Origin of the sequence: Caproicibacter fermentans (genome assembly GCF_014303955.1) — a bacterium.
Lineage (GTDB): Bacteria > Bacillota > Clostridia > Oscillospirales > Acutalibacteraceae > Caproicibacter > Caproicibacter fermentans.
Genome location: NZ_CP060286.1, coordinates 1934628 through 1956578, shown reverse-complemented (window position 1 = coordinate 1956578; position 21951 = coordinate 1934628). Strand labels below are relative to the sequence as shown.

Sequence of the window (21951 nt, the reverse complement as noted above, 5' to 3'; positions counted from 1 at the left end):
CTAATTGTTACAATTAGATGAACACAATTTAAAGATAATAATGGTGATTATGTTATAAATTTATTGACAAACCATGTATTTTGATGTAACATCTTATATGTACTAAGCAATATTTAGTTTATTTAATGAACATTAGAAATATATAAATTTGGTTATGATGCAGAGGTGATGCGAAGTGAAACGTGGAATGAATCATAATGATATGCAGAAAGCAAATCGCTGCCTTGTTATAAAACTTCTGTTGGAGCACGGAAGCGTGACGCGGACAGAACTTTCCACAAAGACCGGTTTACAAAAAGCAACTATCACCAATATTATCAATGAGTTTTTTGGTATGGGTATCATTGCAGTTGAAGGTGACGCGGCATCTGGACGCCGCAGCGAATATCTTCATCTTAAATTAGGGAAAATCTACATTTTGTCGATCGGAATCAACCGTAAAGATTATCGTATGTGCCTTTACACGATGGATGGGAAGGCCGTAGACCGTTCACAGTCACAGATTTCGCTGAATGAAGATATCCACGGCATATTAAATCGGTTGGAAAATGACGTTTCGAAAATACTGGACAAATTCGGCAGAAGTAATATTATTGGCATCAGTTTAGGACTGCCGGGTCCTTATATTAGGCAGAATGTTCAGCAAAACCGGGAAATTACTTTAGTATCCCGCTTTGAGCAGCTAAGCACCGTTAACGTTCACAAAGAATTGGAACGTGCGTTAGGTATCCAGATATTGTCGGAACACGATGCAAAATTATCAGCCTATGCGGAATGGAAGAACTCGGAAGAGGTTAAAAAAAGTCAGAATTTCAGTTTGATTGCAATGGGTTCGAGGGGCTTCGGTATTGGCGCAGGTATTGTCATCAACGGCCACATTGTAAAAGGACAGTTGGGCATCGCCGGTGAAATCGGACACATGGGTATTAATTTTAACGAATCACGCAATTCCGAAGAGCCATTAGGTACTTATGAATATTGTGCCGGCACGGAAAGTACAGTACGATATGTGTCAGAACGGCTTTATGAGTTTCCGGACAGTCCCTTGAATGAACACAGCATTTATCAGGACATTTTGAACGCATACAAGAATTCAGATCCATTAGCAACTTATGCTATGGAGAAAATGGCGTGGATGTTGGGATTTGGAATTTCCAATGCAATTTATATTCTCAATCCGGACTGTATTATTTTGGGCCAGGATTATCCGGATTGGCCACCGTTTCTGAAAAAAGTCAAGGAAACTGTCAGCCAATTCGTTCATCCCTATATTTTGGATAGTGTGTCGATTCGCTGTTCTTCTCTTCAGGAAGATTCAGCCTTATTGGGCGGCTATTATTTTGCAATTGAACACTTACTTACAGACAACACACTGCTGGATAAAATTCAGCAATCCGCACAGGGAACTTGATGGTGTAATTGACACTACCATGGCACGAATTGCCGCTTACTCTTCTTGCCTCGATGCAAGATGGTAAATATATTAATCGGAGGAGAAAAAATGAAAAAAATAATCGTTGCTCTAACCGCACTATCCATGCTACTTTCCATGGCTGCATGCAGTTCTGGAAGTTCCAACGCAGCATCGTCCGCTGCTGCTTCAGAAAGTGCTTCTTCCGCAGCCGCTGTAAGTTCCGCAGTCGCTGCAAGCGGTGCTCAAGCATCAAATTCCGGCAAAACGGTAGACGTGAGCAAACTGACCATTGCTTACGTTCCAACTACCATGAATAACCCTTTCTGGTCCGCTATGATGAGCGGCATTAAAAAGGAAATGACCGCTAAGGGTATGGATCCCAGTAAGCAATTGGTCACAGTTGATGCTGAAAGTGATCAGACCAAGATGAACAATGACATTTACGATTTGATCAACCAGAAAGTAAGTGCAATCATTATGGCGCCTATGGACTGCACCGCTTGCACCGAGGCTCTTCAGGCCTGTGCCGATGCAAAGATCCCTGTAATCAACGTGGATACTCCGGTTGACCGTACCGACCTGGTTGTTTCCGTTATTGCTTCCGATAATTACAACGCAGGCGTTCAGTGTGCAAAGGATATGATGGGCAAGCTGAGTAAAGGTTCCAAAATCTACATAATGGATCAGCCTTCCGGCACCGCTTGCAAACAGCGCGAAAAAGGCTTTAAGGATACCATTGGAAGTTACTTTAAAATAGATGGTACTTCCGATACGGAAGGCGATACGGCAAAATCCCTTTCCGCTGCCGAGGACGCAATTACCGCTGACAAAGATCTTTCCGCTTTCTTCTGCATCAACGATATGGGGGCTCTTGGCTGTGTCCAAGCATGTGCCGCTGCAAAAAAGAGCAATGTCCTGATTTACGGCGTCGATGGAAATCCCGGATTCATGAGCTATATCTCGAAAGGCGCTGCAACTGCAACCGCCGCTCAGCAGCCTTCCGTCGTTGGTGCGGACGCAATTGATACGGTAATTTCCCATTTGTCAGGCGCTAATGTAAACAAAAACATTGTTGTTCCGGTTGAGTTGATTTCAAAGAGCAACCTTGCTAAATTTGATATAACCAAATGGCAGTGATATTCCTGTTGTTTGATTGATATGTCTTTTGGGAGCGGGGAAGCATTAAAGCTTTCCCTTCCCAAATGTTTTATTATGAAAGGCGGTGAAACAATGGCAAGAGAACTATTACGAATGGAAAATATCGTTAAGGAATTCCCAGGTGTTTTGGCGTTAGATAAAGCCGGAATCACAATACATGAAGGCGAAATCATGGGGCTTATGGGTGAAAATGGAGCCGGTAAATCTACTCTGATGAATGTGCTGGGCGGTATTTTCCCTGCGGATTCAGGTGAAATCTACATTGAAGGTCAAAAAGTGTCCATTAATTCGGTGCACGATTCCCAGACGCTTGGCATCGCTTTTATTCATCAGGAACTTGCGCTGGAGCCTTATCTTACCATTGCAGAAAATATATTTTTGGGACGTGAGATATGCAATTCCATCGGAATGGTCAGCAAGGAACGTATGGCTGAAGCAGCAAAACCTTTTCTTAAGCGCGTAGGTTTGGATGTTGATCCAAATGAGTTTGTCGGCAGCCTTTCCATTGGTCAGCAACAGATGGTAGAAATTGCAAAATCATTTTCCCTGAACGCAAAAATTTTAATTTTAGACGAGCCAACTTCATCGCTTTCTGAAAAAGAAGTTGAGGTCCTTTTTAGTACGATTCAGGATCTAAAAAATCAAGGTTTGGGTATCGTTTTTATTACGCATAAAATGGCAGAGGTTTTTCAGCTTTGCGACGCGATAACGATTATGCGCGACGGAACATATATGGGCACCCGGCAGTCTGATAGCTGTACCGAAGCCGAATTGATTTCACTGATGGTTGGGCGTGATTTGGGCAATTACTATGTGCGAACCTTTAACGAGCCCGGACCCGTGGTGTTGGAAGCAAAAGATATTTGCGCTGGAAAAAAGGTACAGCATTGCAGCTTTTTCGTTAACAGCGGTGAAATTCTTGGTTTTTACGGCCTGGTTGGCGCGGGCCGTTCCGAATTGATGAAAGCTATAACGGGACTTGACCCGATGGACTCCGGGGAAATTTATCTCAATGGAAAACAGGTTAAAAAGCCGGATCCCATTTTTATGCAGCACATGGGTGTTGCTCTTGTCCCGGAAAACCGAAAAACAGAAGGATTACTGCTAAATAATACAATTACATTTAACATTTCACTGCCTATCATCGAACAGATTATAAGACATCTGCATGTAAATACGGCTAAAGAACGTGAAATAGTTGAAGAAAGTATTCAAACCTTACAGATTAAAACGCCTTCGGCCAATGTGAACTGTTCAACTATGTCTGGCGGAAATCAGCAGAAAATACTTCTTGCTAAATGGCTGGCTACAAAACCGAAGGTACTGATTCTTGATGAGCCAACCCGGGGCATAGACGTTGGAGCTAAGGCGGAAATTTACACAATTATCAATGAATTGGCAAAAGCAGGCCTTGCGATTATTATGATTTCTTCCGAAATGCCAGAGATTATGAATATGAGCGACCGTGTAGTTATAATGAAGGAAAGCCGCATTGCAGCGATCTTTGAACGCGGTGAATATTCGCAGGAATTGATTTTGAAACACGCTATGGGAAGTGAGCAACAATGAAAAAGACGACCAGCAATCCTATTCTTAGACCGATACAGACATATTTTCGTCAGAACGCAGGGACTTTAGCAGCATTATTTGCCATGTGCGTTCTTTTTTCTCTTTTGGGAAATAATTTCCTTTCCCGTACTAATATTGTTAATTTGTTGCGTACTTGTGCGACCAATTGCTTTTTAGCCATCGGAGTGCAATTAACGATTATCCTCGCCGGAATCGATTTGACCGGTGGTGCACTGGCCGCGTTAAGCGGCGTTATTTGCGTCATGACGTTTGAAACATTTGGTTTGCCGGTTTATATGGGTATTTTCTTTGGAATCGCCATTGGAATTCTTGTGGGCGTTATCAACGGCGTAGTTATCACTTATACAGGTATCCATCCTTTCGTTGTAACTCTGGCTATGCAGTCTATCTGCAGAGGAGTTGCTTACTTAATTGCAAACGGATCCCCTGTTACTACCATGAACAGAAGTTTCGGCTCATTTGGCACTGGGTACTTGGGGCCAATTCCTCTCCCCGTTGTTTACATGTTGATTTTTTTGGTAATAGACTTCTTCCTTTTAAACAAATCAAAAACCGGACGTCATACTTTCGCTGTGGGCGGAAATGAAATCGCCGCTCGTTTCTCTGGTGTTAATATTAGAAAAATAAAGATTCTGGCCTGGACAATCAGCGGCGCACTGGCCGGTTTCTGTGGAGTCGTTTTAGCAGCCCGCCTATCTTCAGGGCAGCCGTCCACCGGAGAAGGATACGAAACCGACGCCATCGCGGCATCGGTTCTGGGCGGCACATCATTTTTTGGCGGCACCGGTACAGTAGGCGGATTGGTTATCGGCGTTTTGATTATTGGAGTTATTTCCAACGGATTGAATTTGATGCATGTAAATTCATATTGGCAGTATGTCCTAAAAGGAATTATAATTATTGCTGCTGTCAACTTTGACATGATTAAACAAAGAAGGCAAAATCAAGCAAAATAACAACCTGACATTGTTGCAAATTAATTTATATAATTTGAGGTATGCACTCTATGAATATTAAAGTAAAACAGGAGCTGCAGTTAAACGCATATAAAATCCGTAAGATTGCACTTCAGACCATCCAAACCGCCGGTTCTGGTCATATTGGCGGGTCGTTCTCAATTGCTGAAACTCTATCTGTTCTTTATTTCAGTCAGATGAACGTCGATCCTGCTAATCCCAAAAAGCCTGACCGCGACCATCTTGTGCTTTCCAAGGGGCACTGTTCTCCTGCCTTATATACGACGTTGGCTATGAAAGGCTTTTTCCCGGTTGAACATCTGTCCACATTCCGTAAAATCGATAGTGATTTGTCCGGGCATGTGGAATGTCATGTTCCCGGTGTTGACATGTCCACAGGCTCTTTGGGGCAGGGGTTGTCTGTGGCTTTGGGAATGGCGCTTTACGGGAAGAGTAAAGGTTTCGCTTACCGTACATTTTGCATCATGGGCGATGGTGAAATTCAGGAAGGTCAAGTTTGGGAAGCTGCGATGGCCGCAGGTTATTTTAAAGCCGATAACCTGATTGCTTTTGTTGATCATAACAAATTACAGCTTGACGGTCCTTTGGAAGAAGTAATGTCCCCTAATCCCATTGGAAATAAATTCAAAGAATTCGGATGGAATGTACTTGAAGTAGATGGCAGCGATGTAGAACAAATTTACAATGCTGTTGAATTGGCTTCCGTCTGCAAGGGAAAGCCGACAATGATTGTGCTGGATACAATCAAAGGAAAAGGCGTTTCCGTATTTGAAAATCAGGTAAGATTTCATGGCGGACATCCGAATGCTGATGAGTTTAAAATCGCTTACGCAGAGCTGAATGCGAAAATCGCGGAATTGGGGGGGAATAAAAATGTGTGAAAACATATCTACAAGAGTGGCATATGGCCGAGCACTGGAAGAGTTCGGCTGTTCGGAAAACATTAATGTGTTTGACGCCGATTTGAAAAGCTGCACGATGACGCAATATTTTGCTGAAAAATATCCCGAACGTTTTTATAATATCGGTATTGCCGAGGCTAACATGGTCGGTATTGCTGCCGGTTTTGCCGCTTGCGGCGCGACAGCTCTTGTACATACTTTTGCAATATTCGCTTCTGGCCGTGTATATGATCAGGTTCGTAACAGTGTGGCTTATCCGCATCTGAACGTAAAAGTAATCGGCAGTCACGCTGGGTTAACGGTGGGTGAAGACGGTGCAACCCCACCAGAGCATTGAAGATATTAGCCTGATGCGCACGATACCGGGAATGACCGTAGTTGTTCCATGCGATGCCAATGAGACGCGTTTAGCAACCAAAGCAATTCTGCTTTATAATGGCCCGTGCTATTTTAGAACCGGCCGATGCGCCTTGGAATGCGTAACCGACAATTTTGAAAAATATAAATTTGAGCTTGGTAAGGGAGTACAGCTGGTTAATGGCAAGGATGTGACGGTTATCGCATGTGGACTGATGGTTCAGGAATCATTAAAAGCGGCGAAGCTGCTGACCACGGAGGGTATTTCCGCGCGAGTGATTGATATGCATACTATTAAGCCCATAGACCGCGACTTGATCATAAAGGCCGCTAAAGAAACCGGCGCTATTGTGACGGCCGAAGAGCACAGTGTAATCGGCGGATTAGGCAGCGCAGTTTCGGAAGTGGTGACCGGCTCTGTTCTGGTTCCTGTTGAACGCGTTGGCGTTGAGGATACCTTCGGCCACTCCGGCAGCCCCGCACAGCTGCTGAAAAAGTATGGTCTAACTCCGGAACATATTGCGGATTGTGCCAAAAAGGCAATCAAGCGAAAAAACAGTCAAATGGGATGAAACAGATTGGAGAAAATTCAGGAATTATACCGCCCGAAATCTTGCTTCGGTAAATAAGTACTTTTGTGAAAGAAGTTTGAAACAGGCGAAAAGGAGTGAGTGAGTTTAGCACTCTTTCCCGAGCCTGAAGACAAAGTATCAATGAAATGGTACTTTGTCTTTTTTAATGGTAACCGTCAAATCCACCGTCACATTGTAGGGAGGATGTCAGAAAGAGTACAATTTACTTCAAAAGGGTGTAAAGCGTTCTATGGAGTGCTTTGGACCAAGTTGGAGTGAATTGAATGGATGCACAAAAAATCGTGACACAGTTTCTTTAATCGCCGGAGTATAATTGACCGAGATCGTGACCCACTCCAGAATAACGGCTACCATGGTGTAAAGAAACGCCATGGGGGAAGGCCGGATGCTAAGGAGTGGAACGATTCTCATGATACGGGAAAAAGCACAGGACGGGAAAAGCGCTACGCCATCGGTAAGGAGCTCGGGATATCCAAGGACACCGCCCGCAAGTACATAGAGCGTAAGGAAAGCTCACCGCCGGAGACAAACCGTTTTTCCAAGTTGGATGCGTACAAACCGCAGCTTCACGAGTTCATGGATCAGGGCATCTTTAACTGCGTGGTTCTGCTGGAACGGTTGCAGGCAGCCGGTTACGATGGCGGGATTACCATTCTCAAAGAGTATGTGCATCCGTACCGTCCAGCAAAAGCACTGCCTGCCGTACGGCGCTATGAAACGCCGGCGGGAAAGCAGGCACAGATGGATTGGGGTATTTGTCATTACACGGACAGCAGCGGAATACTTCACAAGGTGCCGGTGTTCGTGATGATTCTGGGGAAATCCCGCGTGAAATACGCGGAATTCACCAGCCGGTGCGACCTGAGCAGTCTGGAGAGGTGCATCGTCAACGCATTCTCATACTTCGGCGGCATGCCGGAGAATGTGCTTACCGACAACATGAAAACCGTCGTGACGGGGCGGGAAGCCCATTTGGAACACGCGTTTCGCGGATTTCGCCACTGAGTTGGGGTTCGTGCCGAAGGTGTGCGCATCCGTTCTCCGCAGACGAAGGGCAAGGTGGAACGGATGGTACGGTATGTGAAAGACAACTTTCTGCCTGGCAGGCAGTTCGAGGATCTGGAGGACCTGAACAGGCAGGCGCTGAGCTGGTGCCGGCAGGTCGACGGGAAAATCCATCACACCACCGGAAAAATCCCGCTGCGGGAACTGGCAGAGGTTGCAGGAACTGACGAATGTTTCACAATTCGGGTGGCTGCAAAAACGGGAATAAAAAAATTAGCCGCTTAAAAAGTCCTGCAAGAGAATTCTCAGGAATACTCTCATAACCCAAATAGCTTCCCACGCAACGAGTTTTTCCTTGTTGCGTGGGAAGCGCTGGTTTATGCGGAGATGCACACATAATTTTTGAGTCATGCGGTCATTTTGCGCTTTCCGCATATTTGCAGTTCTATCCAAAACTATTCTGCTGTCCAGATTTGCCTCGATTAGTCAATTGCTTTATTAAATTCTATCATCCCAATTGAATATTGGGATTTAAAGGTTGGTAGGAAAAGAAAGTTCCTGGCCTGTCCATCTTGTAAGCTCATGCCCATGGTCGGTTTATTTAAAAATATCTTTTGTGCCATCAGACATTTCCACACCGTGTGAATACATGCTGGCTAGGAGGGTGTAAGTTTCAAATTTGAAACTGTGTAAAACATCTCTTGGGATTTTATACATATCACCGGTATGGGAGGAGTATTTTCCCTGAATTTTTCCTTTTTGTACAAACAAAATTACTTCTCCATTAATTATATAAAACGCCTCTTCATTTTGCTCATGATAATGATTTCCCCTAGAGGCTCCTGCGTTGGACATAATGATATTAAACTTTCACAACAGATGCAGACCAACAGGTTGTGAGCAGAAGCTTCTCGCCAAACGCCGAGTTGCGGATAACGCATGATTAGATTATTTATCATTTTTTTTCCGGCTATATAGAATATCGAATTTTGCAGGATAGGCAAATTTAGCTGCCGCATCGTGTGATGGAAGTCCCACGCGAAAGTACCCGTTATGGTCGTCAGCCACTTCGGTTACAGAATATTTCACACCATCAAGTTCCAGATAAGCCGGTTTATTTTCAATATACTTTTTGTAATTTTGCGGGGTATTTTGAATGACTATTTGAGAGCCACCATTTCGTACCCCATTCGTCCAGTTGACATCGGTTGTGTTGTGTGCCTGATTAAAGTTGAACGGGTCTTTAAGAAGGCAGGAAACTTTGGCCGCGATGAAGTTTACTTTCGTGTCATTTTTCGGACATGGTTCCAAAACGACTTCGCCGTATCCGTTATGGATGTATATCGGTATTGAAATATTCTGTCCCTTATTCGGCAATCCGAATCGGTCTCTATAACTTGGATACATCTCTGAAAAGGTTTTGTAAACGACTTGCAATTCATTATAAATAATAATTGGAAAATTTTTATTTTTTTCAACGGTGTATGAAATTTCTACGTCAGCAAAGGCATTCACACGGCTGTCGCTGCTTGCCTTCAGCAAAACACTTCCGTCAGGCTGGTTTTCAGTTTTAATTGAAACTTTATTATTCATTATGTTATTAGATTTTGAACGTTCCCAATTTTCAAGATACCCGACTTTAGCAACCAAATTATAGTCTTTCAACACTTCGCGAAAGAAAAACCAATTTGAGTGTATAATCCATGGCTCCCAACTGTCCATAAGCGACGGATTTAAAACGTGAGCATAGTTCCCTGTTTTGAATTTCGCCATATAGTCTTGTCGTGCTTTGTCGCCTAAGACATGGATAATGTAATCTACGCCGCTCGGCTGATATTTACCCTTAACGACTTCGAATGCCGTTGCGTAAGTCGACCAAAAAGTATCGTCCCCAATCTGCTCTGACAATGCGTAAAGTTCGCTCGAGTAGTTTGTCAGAACTCCGCCCATCTCTTTGACTCTGCCTTGCTCGTATTTTGCGGCGCCTTTCGTATTAACCGCAGCGAAAGCTGCAGAACTGCTCATTAATGTCGGAATTAAAACGCAAACAGCAACAAGGGTTGAAAGGAATGCAACGTTGGTTTTTGTAGCCTGCGTTGTTCGTTTTACAAAAAGAAGCGCGATAAATGAACAAACACACGTGACGAGCGTTATATACTCCGTTTCCCTCACGCTTCCACCGGTTATGATGTCATACATTTCTTGCCGTATAAAATTCGCCAACAGCACATACGCGATTAGCAATGATTCAATGCGTTTATCTTTAGCCTTGCAATATAAGACAATGTTGATAACTGCTATCGTGATCGATAACAAATCCGCAAATGTAAAGTGGCGCCAAACATCATGCAAATAATAGATCTGCTGCTCAAAATTATACCAGCTCTGGTAACTTGAAATGCCGAGTGTAACATTAAAATAGTTTATCGGGTGAAAGGATGTTATCAGTGTAATCAGCACAAAAAAGGAACCAAGCGATACTGCGATCCAAATGCCGGCACGCACAAAAATATATTTCATCTTCGGCTTCGGAGTAAGCGTGTAAATTAGCGCACAAATACAGGAAACAATATATGCGGCAACTCCCATATCGTTTGAAAAAGCGATTGTAGAACCTGAAATTATTGCCGCAGCAATAAAACACCATAATTCTCTTTTGACGGTTTTTCTTCGGATAATTGCACAGATAATCGCAAACAGAATAATTGACTGCGTGAGTCCAAAGCTCCTGATGATTCGCGCCGAATTGCCAACTGTATACAACGGCAAACTCCAACCGAGCAGTTTAAGGAGAGGGTCGATTATGGGTGCCAAATAATAATAGCCATAGAAAATAATCAAACTAACAAAAGAAGAGACATAGTTTGAGCGAACGATGCATTTTGAAATCACGAAGATGCTGACAAAGCTCATGATACAAGTCAAGAAAATACCTGCAAAGATTGAATCGTGAAAAGTCCCTCCCAAAATTCCAGTCGCGATTGCACCGTATATTGCGTGACCAATTCCCAAATAGGGCGTGAAATCCTTGAAAACAATCTGCCCACCAAGGATACGCCTCCAGGCATTATAATTTTGAAAAGTCCCATCCACTACGCCAAAATCACAATATACCGACGATTGAAGACTAATTGCGATGGAAAGTCCTAACACAACGCACAGATACATACCCACATATAGATATGGCTTATTTGGTAAACGCAAAAATGTTTTAGCACATTTCATCTTCGGAGGCGCGGATGTTCCCTTCCTTTTCTTCCCCATCGCCTTTTTCTCCTCTCCCGCAGTTTTTCCCCCTCCTTCAAAATGGAGCGGACGCAGATGAGCAGGTTCGGGAACAGCAAAGGCGATTCTCCGTAAGCGGTTCTCTGCCCGTTTCGCGCAGGACCGCCCCCCGACCATATGGGAACGCAGAATGATAATTTCTATTTTTAATAACCACCTATAACTTAAAATTCTATTTTTCAGAGACCTGTTAAATTATCGTAAAATATCTTTTCTTCCATCCGTCAATTCCACACCATTTGAATACATGCTAGCGAGTAGAGTATCTGTTTCAAATAAAAAACTGTGACAGATATTACGAGGAATTTGGAACATATCGCCGGTTTGAAAATTGTATTTTTCTTCTGTATCATTTTGAATGACAGTCAATAAAATTTTTCCATGAATAATATAAAATGCCTCTTCATTTTGCTGGTGATAATGATTTCCACGGAATGCGCCGGCTTTAGATGTTATAATATTAAACTGTTTAAAACCGGAATGTACCAACTGTACCAAACTGCCACGGTCATCATTGAATGTAAAATCAGGTTTTATTATTTTAATTAGCATACTTCACACCTTTAATAATTTTTTACTGTTATGTCAAGAATGGGGAAAAACATTGCTCAGTCATCCCAGAACTCACTTTCCAGCATGGCACATAACGCATGATACACAACCGAATGCATATCCTGTATATCACTGGTTTCATCGGATGGGACAATAATGGATAGATCAAACAGTCCTTTTCCCTTTCCACCTGTTTTCCCCGATAATAAAATTGACTTCATACCCAATGTTTTTGCAACAATCGCGGCATTTAATACATTAGAAGCATTGCCGGAAGTACTAATGCCTAAAAGAATATCCCCAGAATTTCCAAAACCTAAAACCTGTTGTGCGTACATAACATCAGAACCTAAATCGTTTATTATCGCTGTAAGTAAGGCGTTATGCGCACAAAGACTGATTGCTGGGAGGGAGCCCTGCAATTTTTCTGCCATTGTAACCGCTTCATTTCCAAATACTTCATAAGCCTGTATTTGATGTTTCAATAAAGGTCTTTTCAGACGAAAAGCTTTTACCAGTTCGCCGGCTATATGATCAGCATCAGCAGCACTCCCTCCATTTCCGCATATTAATAATTTCCCTTGATTTTGATATGAGTGGAGAAGCATATCAAAGGCTTGGAGTACAGGTTGCTCTATTGTTGAAAGAAAAGATTGCTTCTGTAAAAAGTCCTGAAATAACGCCTGCGTTTTTTCTTTCATTTCAGTTTAAACCCGCCTTATCTGTCGATATAGGATCCGCTTGTTTTAATTTTATCCCGCCAGTAGTTCAAGAGATCAAGCATCGTTTTTTCATAGGGGATTTCAGGTTTCCATCCAGTATGCTGCGTAAACTTAGTACAGTCAGGTATTTGAAGATCTGCGTCGATGGGTCGCAGCCGCTCCGGATCGACCACATACTTAATATTTTTTTCAGTTGAAAATGACAGAAGGGTCTTTAATGTATCCCCAACCGTGCAGGTATAAGTTCCACCGATGTTGTAATACTCACCCTTGATAGGGTTAAACGTAACAAGCATATAATAAGCGCGCACCGCATCTCTTACATCTGCATAGGTGCGGAGAGAATTCAGATTCCCGACCTTAACGACCGGTTCACGAAGACCAGCTTCAATCATAGCAATCTGTTTGGCAAAAGTAGATTCGTGAAATACATCACCGCGCCGGGGGCCAGTGTGAGTAAACATACGTGTTGTCATAACGGTCATGTCATAAGCTTCCGCATAATAACGTCCGACTAAATCTGTGCCAACTTTGGAAATTGCATAGGGGGAAGCTGGCTGGAACGAACATTCTTCATTAATTGGCACTTTCTCTTTGGGAACTCTTCCAAAGACTTCCGACGACGCACAGACATGAATAATTGGGTTTTGGTTGAGGAGATGTACACTTTCCAGTAGTCTGCAAGTTCCAAGAATGTTCGTGTTCAACGTATCAATTGGAGCCGTAAAACTAGTGAGTGGATAACTTTGGGCGGCCAGATGAAAAATATAATCCGGCTTCACTTCTTCTAACACATGAATGAGTGACGATTGATCATTCAAATCCCCGTAGTGTACAAATACTCTGTCCTTTTTGTTAATACGATCCATTAAATGCATAATATTATCCAGTGGGCTTCTCCAGCGTTGCAGTCCATGAATATCCCAATTTGTATTTTCAAGCAAAAAATCCGCCAAATGGGAACCTACCATACCGGTCATTCCGGTAATCAAAGCTCTTGTTTTCAAAATGATATACCTCCTGCCAAACTTTATGCTGAATATGTTTTCTGCTCTATAGATGGCTGTAAAAGCAGCTGTGGCTCTTCCTCATTCGTACACTCCCACTGTTCAGGAGCATAATAGAGTATCTGTGTCCCATTTTCTTCAAACCGAAATGGAACATACATAAAATTTTCGAGAGCTTCTCGAACCGCCTGTTGTCTACATGGTTCAACAAATAGGAGAAGAAAGCCACCGCCGCCGGCTCCAAGCAATTTTCCCCCGACAGCTCCCGCGTCCAGAGTTTTCTGATAGATGTCATCAATGCTTTCAGTGGAGATTTTATTAGTTAAACCTCGTTTTAACCGCCAAGTATGATCCAGCAACCTTCCAAAATCCAAGATATCACACTTGCTTGCCAAAATATTTTCGCTCTCGTCAACCAATGAGAGCATTTCAAGCAACTCTCTTTCCTTATCCTTAATCGCCTTTTTCTGGGTAACAGCGATTTCGCCGGAAAAGCGGGAAAAGCCAGTAAAAAACAGCATCAGATGCGCATTCAGGAGATTTTTTCGTTCCAAAGACATAATGACCGGCCGCACTTCAAATGTATCATCCCGGAAGTTGATTCGATTGAATCCGCCGAAAGAGGCCGCAATTTGATCCTGCCAACCGCCGTCTTCCTTGCAGAGCGTCCGTTCCACATAAATCGCGTCCTTGGCAAGTTTTCGCTTGCTTTTATATTTCCCTTTCAAAGCATAAAACCCATTTAAAAGGCCAACCGCAAAAGCCGAACTGCTCCCGAGTCCGGATCTTGCCGGGAGATCCGCATCATATGCAATGTGGAGTTCATGCATATCCAAAAACTGCATGGCATTACGCACGAGCGGATGTTCGATTTCGCCAACTTCCCTTGTGTTTTCGATTCGTGAATAAATGACAGAATTCTGATAATCAAAAAACTGCGGTTGATGACGCACCGTAACATAACAGAATTTATCAAATGTCGTGGAAATTACGCTGCCGCCATGCTCACGAAAAAAAAGGCTCATAGTCGGTTCCTCCTCCGAAAAACGACATACGAAACGGAGTTTTTGTAATAACCAATTTTTCCGATCCCCTTTACCCTAAAATAGCTTTGACGCATTCCTGCAATCCAGAAAAGGCCATTACATTTGGCAAAGATTGCTCCGGCAGACCAATTTTTGCCACTTGGCAACCAGCAGATTGCCCTGCCTGGATGTCCGCAATTCCATTTCCGACCATATAGGAGGCAGTCAAATCAATGTTGTAATCCCGACCCGCCTTTAGTATCAGGCCCGGTTTTGGTTTCCTGCAGTCGCAGTTGATTTTGTATTCCACCCGTTCACCGGGAAATCCCTTATCCGGATGATGCGGGCAGTAATAAATATCGTCCAGATAAGCCCCTTCCCGGCCAAGAAGGGTTTCAAGCTTGTTGTGAATGCGTCGCAAATCCTGGTGGCTGCATTCACCGCGGGCGATAACCGGCTGATTGGTGATGACAATAGCCAAATACCCACTTTCATTGATTCTTTTAACAGCTTGTCCTACGCCGTCAATCAGACGAATTTGCTCTGGAGATGTGACAAATCCGTCCTCTACGTTGAGAGTGCCGTCTCGATCTAAAAAAAATGCTTTCTGCTTGTTATGTAAATTTTTTGCCTGAATTAAACCACGCTTAAAGTCCGAACAGACAGAGACATAACGCTCGGGGGTCCCCATATCCCTTACATATTCCGGAGAGTCATAGGCAAATAGCTGTCGGGTTGCAATTAGGGGTTTTAAAATTTCCCGATCTAAATCCATCTTTCCGGGTTTAGAGAAGCAGTCAAAAATCTTCGGGGAAAAAAGATGGATGCCGGAATTGACCCGGTTTTTATAATTTGTACGAGGCTCTTCCTTATGAAGCCATTTTACGATCCGCGACTCAGAATCCGTAACAATGATGGCACTGTCGTAGGGGTGATTATTGGGGTGGGTGAAAATAGTCGCAATCCCATCCTTTTCCTTATGATAACGTATTAATCTCTGAAAATCAACATCAAAAATAATATCTCCGTTTAAGAGAAGAAAGTCATCAGTTAAAGAATCCTTTAGATAATATAAGGCCCCCGCGGTCCCAAGTGGTTCGGTTTCACGATAATAGCGGATGGTTACTCCAAACTGTTTTCCATCTTTAAAATAATCTTCAATTACCCGGCCCAAATAACCCACGACCAAAATTATATCGGTAAGGCCCTGCTGGCGCAAGCAATCAATTTGATGTTCCAGAACCGGCTTCCCGCAGATTTGGATCATCGGTTTGGGAATATCGCTGGCGACAGAAGAGATTCTTGTTCCCTTTCCACCAGCCATAATTACTGCTGTCATCTGTAATTCTCCCATTATAGATTTATTTTAATAGAGGACATGCCTAAGGCCTTTTTTATAAGAGTATTGTCCAAAAGGGTGGACTGGGCTCTTTCGGCTTTAAAAATACCATTTTGCTTTTGAATGGAAATTGGAACAATCAAATTGGTGCTGACTCCCAGTCTTTTTGCAATCATCAAGCCGATATCGTACTTTGACAAGTCGTCATCCCCGGACAGGTTTAAAATTTTCGGCATGGAATCGTTATAATTTTCCACTAGCTGAATCAGCAGCTCCGCTGCAGTATCGAAATCCAGGGAAGATCGGTAGGAATCCTGAAACATTTCAAAGGGCCGATTCTCTTGAAGTGCCTCCACGATCGTATCATAAAAATGTTTTTTATTCGGGGACAGGCTGGGACCTATTAAAAAGGGATATCGAATCACATTGTAACCGTATGTGGTAACAAGACATTCTGCGGCTGCTTTTTGTTTTCCATATAAATTGACTGGTTTTAATGCATCGCATTCACGGAAGTGCTTTTTTCCCTCGCTATTTCCGCAGACAGAATCAGTAGATGGATAAAAAAAGCACTTTACATTTTCTATTGTATTTAAAAAAGATGATAACGCTGTTATATTGCAATTCCAAGCAATTTTCGGGTTCTTTTCCACCATATCAGGATGGTGATATGCAGCAAGATATATTATCTTGCAAGGCTCATGTTTTTCTATTTCCCGCTTTAAATTTGAAACAGAATTTGAATCAGTCACATCACATGTTATCCATTGAACCCTGGGATATTGCTTGACATTTTGCATATTTCTTGTTGTTGCCAGAATACAATCTTTCGATATTTGTAAAATGTTTTTGATTAGATAAGAGCCTAAAAAACCGTTAGCACCAATTATTACGTACATAAAAACTCTCCGATTTCATTTATGGATTATAATCATTCTTCAAAATGTGCCATAGAATTGAAAGCTGATAAAGGTTTCCCTTAATTCCTCCGATCTTGGAGGGCACTTCTCCTTTGGGATAAGTACGGGTCACAGGGATCTCGATGCACCGAAACCCTAATTCTGATGCACGAACCGGTAAATAATAAATCAATTCATATCCATAAAAATCGTTCCGAAAGGGCTGGACTCGTTCATCCAGTAGAAATTCTCGAGAATAAGCCCGAAAGCCGTTTGTTGTATCCGTCAACACCATGCCGGCACAGTGAGACATAATCGGCTGGTTAATCAGTTTTAAAGCGGCTTTTCGTATAAATGGCGTCCGAATCTCTTTTCCACCCGGTACGAAACGCGAACCCTGTATGTAATCATACCCTTCGCTCAGTTTATTGATAAAGAGTGGCAGGGCACTGGTATCGTCTTTGTTGTTTCCATCCACGGTAATAAAGCCGCTGTATCCCCTTTGCAAGGTCCAGTAATATCCCATTCGGAGATCCGTACTGTACCTTCCTTTTCCTTTCCGTACCAGCAATGCCGAAATACCAGATTTTTTTAACAGATCATGATCTGTGGAACCGTCCGTTGAATTTGCGTCACAGATTATTATATCCACCTGCTCCGGAATTTTTAGTTGAAGCATTTTTTTAAGCTGGGCTAAAAAACGATTTCCCTCGTTAAACAGTGGAATCATTAGACAATATTTCTTCTTTTTTGGAGCAAACTCAAAAACGTCGAAGACAGGTATTTCAAGAGATGCCACAATATCTTTATTTTGAAAATTCATGTTGTCATACCCCACAAAGAAAATCTTAATAGTCTATTGACTAAAGTGTTGTAAAGCGTAAGTCTTCAGTCCATTCAAATTGGTATCTCCCTTTAAGATATTTATAGACGTTCCATTTAATTGAACATTACTGTCAAAGTTAACAGAGTTCACCATGCCGCTGTACCACATAGAATCCCAACTAATACGAATTAAATATCGATTCTTCCCGGCATGCAAGTGAAAGGAAACTAGAATGGCGGGGGAGCCGTCCGCCCGCAAAACATGAACGGTGCCTATCCCAGCCTGAGTAGCCGTTGTATTGACTTCAATGTAATTTCCTGTCAAGGTATCCAGTCCAGCGGAACCTACTGTTCCATCCATACCAATTTTCTCAAGTACGTCCTGCCTCTTTGCTGTATCGCAGGTGCCCCAGAGATAAGGCAATTCTCCTACGGAATAAGAATGCGTCAATCCATCATAGTTATAATCTATAAACGTCACGTTCGACAGTGTGGCAGCTGATGCAGTCTGACAGCAGTACTGGATATTTTTTAATGTAAAATCCGCTCCGTCTGGAATGTCAAACCGCAACGTAGTATAAGCGGAACATGGAATGGAAAATCGCAGGGTTCCAGATTTGTCTACCTGAATACGCACGGATTTCTCTTCTGAAAAATTCTCGCCTTTTTTCGTCGTATAAAAGCATTGAAACAAACCGGAAGCTGTAGAAGAATAATCTATTTTCATACAAAGGTATGGCTCTGCTGCCATGGCTGTCTGAAGTTTTGAATTTTTTTCGAAGCCGACGACGCCCGGATCAGCCGCAACGGAAGATATATGAATTTCGCTGCTTTGAAGGGCCACCTTCGTTTGGCGCCCGGTCAGGACAGAAGCATAGTCCTGCGTCAGAGATAACGTCTGATAGTGCATATTTATACTTTTCTGAAGTGCGACATTTTTTGATTCATAGCAATTATTCTGCGCCCAGATCTGGTAGCCGCCGACAATACATAATGGCTTATAATGCGAATAGAGATATTCAGAAGTTAAATACTCTGCCACGGAAGATGGTACCCCATCGAATCCGTCATTATAGGACCGGATCACCGCGTATGGACAGTTGCATTTTTCAATTTCCTTCAAATACATCAGTTGAGAATACTCGCCGTTTAAAAAGCTTGGGGATTGATCCGTATACATCGGCTTTTTGCGTCCAGTAAGAGCATATAGTAACGTCTGATGAGAATAGTCCCAAAATGTTTCGTTATCTTTCAGTGTAGCATCGAAAAAAGTTTTCAGCGGTTCATATTCCTTTTTTAGCTGATCCGATTCAACTACCCGGTCAACCTTTTGGGAATATTCGCGGTACTGGTTTGCGTTAAGAATTCCATCCGTCTGTGCTTTTAACAAGGATGTACCAGAAATATTGGGAATTCCACAAAGTAACTGAAGAGAAAAAAGCATTCCCGCTAAACTGGCGACAAAAATAAATTTGTTTTTTTCCTTTAGAAGATAGACACCACAGGCTACCGCCAAAACTGACATCGAAAAAACAGCAACCCACATGGATTCACCAACGCCGTGGCGCACCAACGATCTTGGAAAATTCAGAAGATAGGACAGCGCAAGCATTGCAAAGATGAAATGCTGCGGAGTCCTTCTGTCCGATTTCCGAAAGAATATCAGACCGGCTATCACAGTGACTATTGTGGGAACCACCAGATATGCAATAACAAAGATTGCCTTTGATGAGTCCCCCAGACCGGAATATGCCCAGCGGACATTCGACTGCATGATGTCAAGGAACTCCAACGTTCGTGCTAGGGGAGAGACTCCTTTCGAGAGGCATAAAACTGTCCAAATTCCTACAAACAGAAATAAAACGGCAATTCCCATGGAAAAGTAACGGCGCAACAGAAGTTTTTTGTTTTTATCTGTAAGGCAGAACAACAGGAGGATTATCGCTGCTGCGATGGCCATCGAAAATCCGACATCCATCCTGTAAAGGCATGCAAAAACGCAAGAACTGAAAAAGGTGAGAAAAGCTCCAATTGTCCTTTTCCGATACGCATAGGTTGCCGTCAGATAAACTAGAACTCCCATTCCGAAATAGGAAAAGCAGTATTCCTGCGAAAAGGGAAACAGGAGGATCAGCAAAAGTGCCAGAGTATCGTCTTCTAAGAATCTTCTTAGTAGTAAGTAAAAAAGAATGTAAACAAGAGGAACAAGGCTGTATTCAAAATAAATGGCTCCAAAAGCGTTCTGGTTCAAAGTGCCGAACAAGATTCTACCCAGTTCATATGCCAGCATATGGGCATCCAAGTTCTGTACGATCGGGATCTCTCCATATTTAAGAAGGCCATAGACGGCGTCACCGTGATTGGACATTTCAAACAGTTCCGGTGAAGCTGTTATCTGCATGGAAGGCTGGCAGGCCAACATTGCCAGACCCAAAACAAGTAACGGATACTGCCATTTTTTTGACTGATCGTTGTCTATGGATTTTCCTGTTGCACGATGATACCAAGTCAACCAAATTAAAATGCAGAAAAGAAAAATCGCGGAGCCCCACAGAGCTTTGTGAAACACGAATATATTCCACTGATTAAGAATATTACAGATTTCCAGAAAGAGACTTAGAAAACATGGTGCCGCATAGATTGGAGTTGCCGTGCTGCGTAACCGTGCCCGATCCGCTTCGCCTTTTTGACGCGAAAGAATTTCGTAGAGAAAAATAGTCAACAGAACATATCCTGTGGCCAGTATTACATAGTCTCTTCGCCGTTGTGCGATTTCCATGCCAAAGGAACGCAGCAATATTACATTGAAGACAGACAGGGAAAGAGCTGTAAAGGTGCTCCATTTCAGGCTTTCAGGATCCGCTTCACCACGCCGAAATGCTAGGAGAATGGCAACGGTCCAAACCATTGCAGCTGCCAGAATATCAAATCCGGAAAGGCCACGATAGCGGTTTAATAGTGAAACCAGTAGGATTGTAGAAGCGACCAAAGAAATGTGGTACAGGAAAGTAAGTTCTTTTCCAGATACCCGTTTTCGCCTGAAAAGAAAAGAAAAAAGGAAAAAAATAACAGCCAGGAGTAGTGGAAAATAGAAAAATCCCCACAGTGACATCTTCTGAATTCGCTGAGAAACATCAATCCCATTTACCAAAGCCTGTCCGATTTCCCGCTTGAAAAAAGTGATGTTTAGAGAGTGCAAAGGGGTCCAAATCATGCCGATGCTGACTGCCAAGTAGAAGGAAGGCAGAAGAAGCTGTCTTGGCGTATTGCTTATCCAAAGTTTTATTTTGTTTCGTATCATCCATTTTCCTCTTTATTTCACCGGCATTCTTTACTACCGCTATAGATCAATCTTTCCTGATCACTCTGTTCCAGCAGGGAGATTTGCTTTAAGGTTTTCCGGATCCCGTCCGATAAGGACACTTTCGGTTCCCAATCTAGTTCCTTCTTAGTTTCCGTAATATCCAACACACTTTCCCGGACATCACAGCTACGGATAGGAAATTCCCGTATCTCTACAAATTTCCTTTGGGTGGCCTCCTCCAGCATTTCCGCAAGATGATGCAGTCCCGTGGGAATACCGGAGCCGATGTTGAAAATACGCTGGTCGCCGCGGTATGCCATCAGCTTTAACAACGCATCTACTGCATCCGAGATGAAGATGTAGTCCCGTATCGTTTCTCCATAGAGGGTGATCGGCTGGCGACGGAGCAGACGCTGCAGAAAAATTGGTATGATCCCTTGTGTCCGATCGTGTTGTGGAAAAACCCCATAAGGATTGGAAATACGCGCAATCACACAATCCATCCCAAAGGAAACCTCATAAAGCTGCATATACTGCTCAATCGTGGTCTTTTGAATTCCATAGCTGCAAATTGGATGCAGCGCATCAGTACAACGGTGGGCATAACCGTTCGACTCACCATAAACTGTCCCGCCGGAAGATGCAAAAATAATTTGTGCTGTCCCGGCGTTTTTCATGGCTTCTAAAAACCTGACTGTAGGAATGACGTTTTCCTCCAGTTCCTGAAAGGCGTTTCGGGTCCCCTCGACCGGAATTGTCGTAGAGATTAGGTGATAAACCACTTCAATGTGGTACTTACGTAAGAGATTCTCAAACCTTGTATCTGTTGTAAAGTCTCCTTGAATAAATTCCGAACACTTGCAAATGGGAGGCACTGTCTTTCCATATCCAATTACATTTACTTTACCGAGCAGTTGCGAAACCAAATGTTGACCAATGAAACCATTAGCTCCAAGCACAAGTACATTTTTCACGCCAATCCCTCCTCTCCCTTGAG

General features: G+C 43.0%; 18 protein-coding genes and 1 pseudogene. 8 read left to right on the top strand and 11 right to left on the bottom strand.

Annotation, left to right across the window (positions count from 1 at the left end; genetic code table 11):
• Positions 1–175 precede the first annotated feature (175 nt).
• The 8 genes and pseudogenes from HCR03_RS09645 to HCR03_RS09610 all read left to right on the top strand — a co-directional run bounded on the left by HCR03_RS09645 (position 176) and on the right by HCR03_RS09610 (position 8281).
• Positions 176–1411 carry an ROK family transcriptional regulator gene (locus HCR03_RS09645; protein WP_187037911.1) on the top strand — a complete coding sequence of 412 codons (1236 nt, stop codon included), beginning with the start codon at positions 176–178 and terminating at the stop codon, positions 1409–1411.
• Positions 1412–1501: 90 nt separating this feature from the next.
• Positions 1502–2551: a substrate-binding domain-containing protein gene (locus HCR03_RS09640; RefSeq protein ID WP_228725171.1), complete on the top strand. Its 1050-nt coding sequence runs from the start codon at positions 1502–1504 to the stop codon at positions 2549–2551.
• Between the two features lie 93 nt (positions 2552–2644).
• Positions 2645–4141 carry a sugar ABC transporter ATP-binding protein gene (locus HCR03_RS09635; RefSeq protein WP_187037907.1) on the top strand — a complete coding sequence of 499 codons (1497 nt, stop codon included), beginning with the start codon at positions 2645–2647 and terminating at the stop codon, positions 4139–4141.
• Positions 4138–5118, top strand: coding sequence for an ABC transporter permease (locus tag HCR03_RS09630; protein WP_187037906.1), 981 nt, complete (start codon positions 4138–4140; stop codon positions 5116–5118). Before HCR03_RS09635 ends, HCR03_RS09630 begins: the two co-directional genes overlap by 4 nt.
• Positions 5119–5168: 50 nt before the next feature.
• On the top strand, positions 5169–6020 hold the full coding sequence (locus HCR03_RS09625) for a transketolase (RefSeq protein WP_187037904.1): 852 nt from the start codon (positions 5169–5171) through the stop codon (positions 6018–6020).
• A pseudogene (locus HCR03_RS09620) lies at positions 6013–6970 on the top strand (transketolase family protein). Before HCR03_RS09625 ends, HCR03_RS09620 begins: the two are co-directional and overlap by 8 nt.
• 597 nt (positions 6971–7567) lie before the next feature.
• Positions 7568–7996 carry a DDE-type integrase/transposase/recombinase gene (locus HCR03_RS09615; RefSeq protein WP_187037902.1) on the top strand — a complete coding sequence of 143 codons (429 nt, stop codon included), beginning with the start codon at positions 7568–7570 and terminating at the stop codon, positions 7994–7996.
• A 54-nt stretch (positions 7997–8050) separates the two neighbouring features.
• Positions 8051–8281 carry a hypothetical protein gene (locus HCR03_RS09610; RefSeq protein ID WP_228725170.1) on the top strand — a complete coding sequence of 77 codons (231 nt, stop codon included), beginning with the start codon at positions 8051–8053 and terminating at the stop codon, positions 8279–8281.
• 312 nt (positions 8282–8593) lie between these two features.
• On the opposite strand, the gene HCR03_RS09605 is transcribed toward HCR03_RS09610, so the two are convergent.
• The 11 genes from HCR03_RS09605 to HCR03_RS09555 all read right to left on the bottom strand — a co-directional run bounded on the left by HCR03_RS09605 (position 8594) and on the right by HCR03_RS09555 (position 21928).
• Positions 8594–8851 (bottom strand): cupin domain-containing protein, encoded by a 258-nt coding sequence (locus tag HCR03_RS09605; protein ID WP_187037898.1) that lies wholly within the window; start codon positions 8849–8851, stop codon positions 8594–8596.
• 93 nt (positions 8852–8944) lie between these two features.
• Positions 8945–11260 (bottom strand): hypothetical protein, encoded by a 2316-nt coding sequence (locus HCR03_RS09600; protein ID WP_187037896.1) that lies wholly within the window; start codon positions 11258–11260, stop codon positions 8945–8947.
• A gap of 216 nt (positions 11261–11476) precedes the next feature.
• Positions 11477–11833, bottom strand: a complete 357-nt coding sequence (locus HCR03_RS09595; protein ID WP_187037895.1) for a cupin domain-containing protein — start codon at positions 11831–11833, stop codon at positions 11477–11479.
• A 56-nt stretch (positions 11834–11889) separates the two neighbouring features.
• Positions 11890–12534, bottom strand: coding sequence for a D-sedoheptulose-7-phosphate isomerase (locus tag HCR03_RS09590; RefSeq protein ID WP_187037893.1), 645 nt, complete (start codon positions 12532–12534; stop codon positions 11890–11892).
• A gap of 17 nt (positions 12535–12551) precedes the next feature.
• Entirely contained in the window at positions 12552–13562 is a 1011-nt protein-coding gene (locus HCR03_RS09585; protein WP_187037891.1) for a GDP-mannose 4,6-dehydratase, read from the bottom strand.
• A 23-nt stretch (positions 13563–13585) separates the two neighbouring features.
• Positions 13586–14587, bottom strand: coding sequence for a GHMP family kinase ATP-binding protein (locus HCR03_RS09580; RefSeq protein ID WP_407926848.1), 1002 nt, complete (start codon positions 14585–14587; stop codon positions 13586–13588).
• Between the two features lie 70 nt (positions 14588–14657).
• Positions 14658–15926 (bottom strand): HAD-IIIA family hydrolase, encoded by a 1269-nt coding sequence (locus HCR03_RS09575; protein ID WP_187037889.1) that lies wholly within the window; start codon positions 15924–15926, stop codon positions 14658–14660.
• Positions 15927–15940: 14 nt separating this feature from the next.
• The gene (locus tag HCR03_RS09570; RefSeq protein ID WP_187037887.1) at positions 15941–16825 is read right to left on the bottom strand and encodes an NAD-dependent epimerase/dehydratase family protein; all 885 of its coding nucleotides are present in this window, start codon (positions 16823–16825) and stop codon (positions 15941–15943) included.
• 19 nt (positions 16826–16844) lie between these two features.
• Positions 16845–17648: a glycosyltransferase family 2 protein gene (locus HCR03_RS09565; protein ID WP_187037885.1), complete on the bottom strand. Its 804-nt coding sequence runs from the start codon at positions 17646–17648 to the stop codon at positions 16845–16847.
• A gap of 33 nt (positions 17649–17681) precedes the next feature.
• On the bottom strand, positions 17682–20951 hold the full coding sequence (locus HCR03_RS09560; RefSeq protein WP_187037883.1) for a hypothetical protein: 3270 nt from the start codon (positions 20949–20951) through the stop codon (positions 17682–17684).
• A 17-nt stretch (positions 20952–20968) separates the two neighbouring features.
• Positions 20969–21928 carry an NAD-dependent epimerase/dehydratase family protein gene (locus tag HCR03_RS09555; protein ID WP_187037881.1) on the bottom strand — a complete coding sequence of 320 codons (960 nt, stop codon included), beginning with the start codon at positions 21926–21928 and terminating at the stop codon, positions 20969–20971.
• Positions 21929–21951 lie beyond the last annotated feature (23 nt).